Consider the following 6,569-nt stretch of genomic DNA (forward strand, 5'->3'; position numbering starts at 1 on the left):
GCACAACGCACGCCGCCAATCACAGGAGAGTCTCATGGCCACGCCTCACGTCGTTCGCGGCAACGCGCCGCCTGCCACGCCCGCGAGCGGCGCAGTCCATCCGCTGTGGGTGCGCGTCACGCATTGGCTCAACGCACTCGCCGCGATCGTGATGATGCTGTCCGGCTGGCGCATTTACGACGCGTCGCCGGTCTTTGCGTGGTTTCGTTTTCCGACGGAAATCACGCTCGGCGGCTGGCTTGGCGGCGCGTTGCAATGGCACTTCGCCGCGATGTGGCTGCTGGTCTTCAACGGCCTGATTTATCTCGCGATGAATCTCGCGAGCGGACGCTTCATGCGCAAGTTTTTCCCGATCTCGCCGCGCGCGGTGTGGCGCGATTTCATCGCCGCGTTGACGGGCAAGCTCTCGCACGCGGACTTGCGGGTCTACAACGCGGTGCAGAGATTGGCCTACCTGTTCGTGGTTGTCGATCTGATCGTGCTGGTGCTGTCGGGGCTCGCGATCTGGAAGTCGGTGCAGTTTCCGCTGCTGCGCGAACTGATGGGCGGCTACGACAACGCACGCATCGTCCATTTCTGCGCGATGGCGCTGATGGCCGCGTTCATCGTCGTGCATCTCGCGATGGTCGCGCTCGTGCCGCGTTCGCTGCTCGCGATGTTGCGCGGCCGCTGAGCCCAACCTTCGAAATGTTACGGATACCGAATCATGGATAAGCCATCTGACAAATTGCCGGCAAAACGCGCCGGCAAACTGGACCGCGAGTCGATCCTCATTGACGCGAGACGCGAACTGTCGATTCCGTCGCGGCGTCTGTTCGGCAAGCAGTTGTTGTCGCTCGGCGGATTGTCGCTGCTCACAGGCTGCTCGCTAACCGACGACGACTCCGTCAACAAGTTTCTGACGGCCGTGTCGCGCCTGAACGATCGCGCGCAAGCCGCGCTGTTCGATCCGAAGACGCTCGCGCCGACGTATACCGAAGCGCAAATCACGCGGCCGTTTCCATTCAACGCGTACTACGGTATCGACGAAGTGCCGCAGGTCGACGCGTCCGGCTACACGCTGAAGATCGGCGGACTCGTCACGGGTCAGCGCGTGTGGACCTTGCCCGAGTTGTACGCGCTGCCGCACGCCGAGCAGATCACGCGGCACATTTGCGTGGAAGGGTGGAGCGCGATCGGCCGCTGGGGCGGCACGCCGTTCGGCGAGTTTCTGCGGCGCATCGGCGCGGATACGAGCGCGAAGTACGTCGGCTTCAAATGCGCGGACGATTACTACGAAAGCATCGACATGCCGACCGCACTGCATCCGCAGACGCTGCTCACGTTTTCCTACGACGGCGAGCGCCTCCCCGCGAAATACGGCTTCCCGATGAAGCTGCGCATGCCGACCAAGCTCGGCTACAAGAATCCGAAGCACATCGTCGAGATGTTCGTCACCAACACGTATCCTGGCGGCTATTGGGTCGACCAGGGCTACAACTGGTTCGGAGGCTCCTGACGCGCGCGGGTCGCCGCATGCGCCGCGCGCGTGCGCGACCTCGGGCGGCAGAAGCTTCGGAAATACGCCGGCTACAGCCGGTTCGATTCATCAACTACAAACGGAGTTATCCCATGAAAAAGATTGCAATCGCAGCAGCAGCCGTCGCCCTTTTGATGAGCGGCGGCGCCGCGTTCGCCCAGGCGAGCGGCGCCATGTCCAACGATGCGATGTCGCATGACACGATGTCCAAGGATTCGATGTCGAAAGACCACATGAAAAAGGACACGATGAAGCACGACAAGATGAAAAAGGGCGACGCGATGGGCATGAAGCACGAGGCGTCGGGCGCGATGAGCAACTGAGCGCAGGCAGCGGGCTGACGCGCCGACGCGCCAACGCGCGTGTTCGGGCCGATGCCCGCTGCATAGCCGCTATACGCGGCGCGATTCTCAGAGTGAGAGCCGGGGTGCCGTCTGCCCCGGCTTTTTGTTGCGTGTGCACCAAAAGTTACGATTCTTTCGCCTGGCGCGGTGGGCGCTTACTGCATAATGCGATGCGCGCCGTGCATTTGGCGCGCGAGCCGCGAATCGGCCGAAACTACCGGATCAACCGGACCGGCACCGCGGTTCCCGTATGGCTCTCTCTGTTAGCCAACCATCGTCTTTCGCTCCACCACCATGTCCGCCAGCCTCGCCCGTTTGACCGCATCGCCGATGCGGTGTCCGCCGTCCCCACAGCGGGAAGCTCGAACGGCGCCGGCGCGTTGACGACATGTCGCAGGAACTTCCAGGCTGGTTTTCTCGTGGTTTTCCGATCCGTTTGCCGCAATCGCGCAACGGACAGATCGCGCTCGCGCTCGGCGTCGTCTATCTCGTGTGGGGTTCGACTTATCTCGCGGTGCACGTCGCGCTCGGCTCGTTCCCGCCTTTGCTGATGTCCGGCCTGCGCAATCTGTTCGCGGGCGTCGGGCTATTCGCGTTCGCGGCGCGCCGCAATCCGGTGTGGCCGAGCGCCGCCGAAATTCGCAATGCCGGGCTCGTCGGCACGATGCTCGTCGGCCTGTCGAGCGGCATGCTCGCGTATGGCATGCGCACGGTCGGCACCGGCACGGCGGCGGTGATGGTCGCGACCGTGCCGCTCTTCGCGACGGTCATCGCGGCGGTGGCGGGGCGCAAGATCGGCCGAGGCGAGTGGTTCGCGGTGGGGCTCGGGCTCGTCGGCATCGCGATCCTGAGTCACGGCGACGACACGCCCGGCTCGGCGGGCGGCAGCCTCGCGATTCTCTGCGGCGCGCTCTTCTGGGCGGGCGGCGCGCATCTCGCCGGCCGTCTCAAACTGCCGTCCGACCTGTTTCTATCGACGTCGCTGCAAATCGGCCTGGGCGGCGCGATGTCGACGATGGTCGCGTGGGTCTCCGGCGAACGCATGCTCGAAGTCCATTTTCTGCCGGTGCTGGCGTTCATCTACCTGATGCTGATCGGCACGATGGCGGCCTACGTCGCCTACGGTTTCCTGATACGGCACACGAGCCCGATCATCGCGAGCAGTTGCATGTATGTGAATCCGGTGGTGGCGGTCGCGCTCGGCGCGTTGCTGCTCGGCGAGCCCGTTACGCATTCGACGGTCATCGCGACCGTCGTGATTCTGGTCAGCGTGGGTTTGTCTTTCTGGCTCGATTATCGAAAGAAAGCGCTCGCATGATGCGCGAGACTGCGCACGAACGGGAGCACGGCGCTTATGGAAAAGCGCGGGCCACGTTCGCGCTTTAAAGCCGCGCGGCCAGTTCAGCGCCTTCGCGAATCGCGCGCTTCGCATCGAGTTCGGTCGCGAGCGCCGCTCCGCCGATCACATGAAAACGCGGACCGCCCGCATCCGCCGATTTTTCTCGTGCGGACTCCAGCGGATGCAAATCGCGCAGCGACTCCTGCCCTGCACATACGACGATATGGTCGACCTCCAGCCATTGCTCGACGCCGCCGCGCGCGATCTTCAAACCGCGTGCGCCCGCTTCCAGATACGACACGCCGTCCAGCATCTTCACGCCGTTTCTCGCGAGCGTCGCGCGATGCACCCAGCCCGACGTCTTGCCGAGCCCCGCACCGAGCTTGCCCGCCTTGCGCTGCAGTAACCAGATCTGCCGCGGCGGACGCGCGGGCGCGGGCGGCTTCAGGCCGCCGGGTTCGCTGACAGACAGATCGACGCCCCATTCGTCGAGCCACGCGTCGCGCGGCAGCGGCAGCGGTTCGTCCGCGCGATGCAGCAAAAACTCGCTGACATCAAAGCCGATGCCGCCCGCGCCGATCACGGCGACGCGCCCGCCCACCGGCGCACCGCGCAGCACGTCGACATACGACAGAACATTGGGCGCGTCGATGCCCGCGATCGCCGGCCGCCGGGGCACGATGCCGGTCGCGATCACGATGTCATCGTAAGCGCCCGCGGCGAGCAGCGCGGCGTCGACGCGCGTGCCGAGCCGCACGTCGACGCGATGCCGCTCGAGCTGGCTCTGAAAATAACGGATCGTCTCGCTGAACTCTTCCTTGCCCGGCACGCGCATCGCGAGATTGAACTGACCGCCGATCGTTGCGGCCGCATCGAACAGCGTCACGCGATGCCCGCGCGACGCCGCCACCGTCGCCGCCGACAATCCCGCCGGCCCCGCGCCGACCACCGCAACGGAGCGCACTTTCTGCGAACCCGCGAGCGGCCGGTACACGAGTTCGGTTTCGCGACCGGCGCGCGGATTGACGAGGCAGGTCGCGCGCTGATTCCTGAACGTATGATCGAGACAGGCCTGATTGCACGCGATACAGGTGTTGATTTCGTGCGTGCGTCCCTCGGCGGTTTTCAGCACGAACTCGGGATCGGCGAGCAGCGGTCTTGCCATCGACACCAGATCGCCCGCGCCGTCGGCGAGCAAGGCTTCGGCGACGTCGGGCGTGTTAATGCGGTTCGAGACGATCACCGGCACTGTCACGGCGGCCTTCAGCCGCGCGCTCAACGCGGCAAACGCGGCACGCGGCACCGAGGTGACGATGGTCGGCACACGCGCTTCATGCCAGCCGATTCCTGTGTTGAATATCGTCACGCCGGCCGCTTCCAGCGCGCGTGCGACCTGCACGGTTTCATCCCATGTATTGCCGCCTTCCACGAGGTCGATCAGCGAAAGCCGATACACCACGATGAAGCGCTCGCCGCACGTCTCACGCACCCGCTCGACAATCTCGCACGCGAGCCGCATGCGGTTGTCGATGCTGCCGCCGTAACGGTCCGTGCGCCGGTTGGTGCGCGGGCAGAGGAACTGGTTGAGCAGATAGCCTTCGCTGCCCATGATCTCGATGCCGTCATAGCCCGCGCGCTGAGCGAGCCGCGCGCAGCGCGCGTAATCGCGCACGGTCTTCTGAATGCCGGCGATGCTGAGCGCGCGCGGCTTGAACTTCGAAATAGGCGACTTCAATGCCGATGCGGACACAACGAACGGCTGATACCCATAACGTCCCGCGTGCAGGATCTGCAGCGCGATCTTGCCGCCTTCTTCGTGAACCGCTTGCGTAAGCCGCCGATGATTGCGCAGATCGAATACCGAGTTGAGCGTGCCGCCGAAAGGCAGCAGCCATCCTTCGCGATTCGGCGAAATGCCGCCGGTGATGATGAGGCCGACGCCGCCCTTCGCGCGCTCGCGGAAGTACTCGGCGAGCTTCGGATAATTCCAGAAGCGGTCTTCCATGCCCGTATGCATGGACCCCATCACGACGCGATTGCGCAAGCGGGTGAAGCCGAGGTCGAGTTCCGCGAGTAAGCGTTGGTAAGACATACAGGCTGCCGTTGTAAGTATGGGGTGCGCACGAACGATACACCGCGCGCTCGGGCTCACCATCTGAGGAAAGCTTCTAATGCTCGCCGCATGTTGCCCCGTAAGACATTCTCGCGCCGCGATAAGCCAATTCGATGATCGCGGCACAGCCATTGCTCATTGGGTGCGTCCATCGACATGGACCGCGCCGCGCTTTTAAAACAGGGCGTTGCGTGCAGGGATAGGAGGGAGTGCTTCGCCGAGGACAGCCAAAACGAGACCGTTCGAATCATTGCCGAACACGGTTTCAGATGGCGGCGTCCAGAGCGTGCGCCCGCATATGAATGGGCCACGAGCCCGACATCGATATAGGTGAACAGAATGAAACTGATTAGAACCATGGCGGCCATGATTGCCGTTGCATCCGTGCTGAGTGCATGCGGCGGAGGCTCCGACGACGTAGGCAAGGAACTGGGTCTGACGAACCCGCAAATCCATTTCGTGCATGCGATCCCGAGCGGACCGGCAGTGGACTTTCTCGTCAACGGCAACGCGCCGTCCGGACAGACGAATGTCTCGTACAAGGGCGTGACGAACTTCACGAACATCAACACGGGTTCGACGAATGTCGCTTATGCGGCGACCGGCACCAAGACCGCGCTCGCGAGCGGCAATTTCCCGAACGTCTCGAAGGGCCACGAATATACGGTGCTCGCGTTGCCCGGCACGGCAGCGGCGGACATCGGCCTGATCGACGATCCGTTCGACAAGGGCCTTCTGTCGAATAGCGCGCGCGTGCGCGGCTTCAACGCATCGGGCAACGCGCCGAATCTCGACCTGTATCTCGTGCAGGCGGGCAACACCAACATCAGCACCGTGTCGCCGACCCTGGCGGGCGTCGCGTTCAAGAACGCCGTGCCGGCAAGCGGCCAGGATTCGATCTACGTATCGGGCGGCCAGTATGTGCTGATCGCGACGGCCGCGGGCAGCAAGACGCCGATCTATCAGTCGCAATCGTTCACGCTGTCGAACAACGCCGACTGGCTCATTACGTCGGTGCCGATCGGCGGTGTGCTGAGCCAGCTCGCGGTGGGGCAGATTCATCTGCTGATCGTGCAGAACGGCAATACGAGCACACCGAGTATCGAGTTGTCGAACACGCTGACGGGCGCATAAGCTCGCTAGCCAACCTGCGCGCATCGCAGCGCATGGCATAGCGGCAAGTCCTGGGAGGACGGGGCGGGGGGGGGGGGGGGGCGGGGGGGGGGGGGGGGGGTGTGTGGAGGGGGGCGCCCC

At 64.2% G+C, this 6,569-nt stretch carries 6 protein-coding genes; 5 read left to right on the top strand and 1 reads right to left on the bottom strand.

The genetic code is table 11. The annotated features are described in order from the left end of the window. The first annotated feature begins 34 nt into the window (after positions 1-34). The 4 genes from P0D87_RS22505 (at position 35) to P0D87_RS22520 (ending at position 3,181) form a co-directional block, all read left to right on the top strand. Complete coding sequence (locus P0D87_RS22505; protein ID WP_053858476.1) at positions 35-673, top strand: cytochrome b/b6 domain-containing protein; 639 nt, start codon at positions 35-37, stop codon at positions 671-673. A gap of 33 nt (positions 674-706) precedes the next feature. After that, a complete protein-coding gene (locus P0D87_RS22510; protein ID WP_053858475.1) occupies positions 707-1,498 on the top strand; it encodes a molybdopterin-dependent oxidoreductase in 792 nt (263 codons plus the stop codon). A 113-nt stretch (positions 1,499-1,611) separates the two neighbouring features. Continuing rightward, positions 1,612-1,842 carry a pentapeptide MXKDX repeat protein gene (locus P0D87_RS22515; protein ID WP_006052448.1) on the top strand — a complete coding sequence of 77 codons (231 nt, stop codon included), beginning with the start codon at positions 1,612-1,614 and terminating at the stop codon, positions 1,840-1,842. Positions 1,843-2,251: 409 nt separating this feature from the next. After that, complete coding sequence (locus P0D87_RS22520) at positions 2,252-3,181, top strand: EamA family transporter (protein WP_029967574.1); 930 nt, start codon at positions 2,252-2,254, stop codon at positions 3,179-3,181. Between the two features lie 64 nt (positions 3,182-3,245). Here P0D87_RS22520 and P0D87_RS22525 read toward each other — a convergent pair whose 3' ends face one another. Next, positions 3,246-5,294 carry an NADPH-dependent 2,4-dienoyl-CoA reductase gene (locus P0D87_RS22525; protein WP_053858474.1) on the bottom strand — a complete coding sequence of 683 codons (2,049 nt, stop codon included), beginning with the start codon at positions 5,292-5,294 and terminating at the stop codon, positions 3,246-3,248. A 360-nt stretch (positions 5,295-5,654) separates the two neighbouring features. Between P0D87_RS22525 and P0D87_RS22530 the strand changes: the two genes are divergently transcribed. Continuing rightward, entirely contained in the window at positions 5,655-6,449 is a 795-nt protein-coding gene (locus P0D87_RS22530; RefSeq protein WP_053858473.1) for a DUF4397 domain-containing protein, read from the top strand. The last annotated feature ends 120 nt before the right edge of the window (positions 6,450-6,569 follow it).

The sequence above is a fragment of the Paraburkholderia sp. RL17-368-BIF-A genome (genome assembly GCF_046054045.1).
GTDB lineage: Bacteria > Pseudomonadota > Gammaproteobacteria > Burkholderiales > Burkholderiaceae > Paraburkholderia > Paraburkholderia graminis.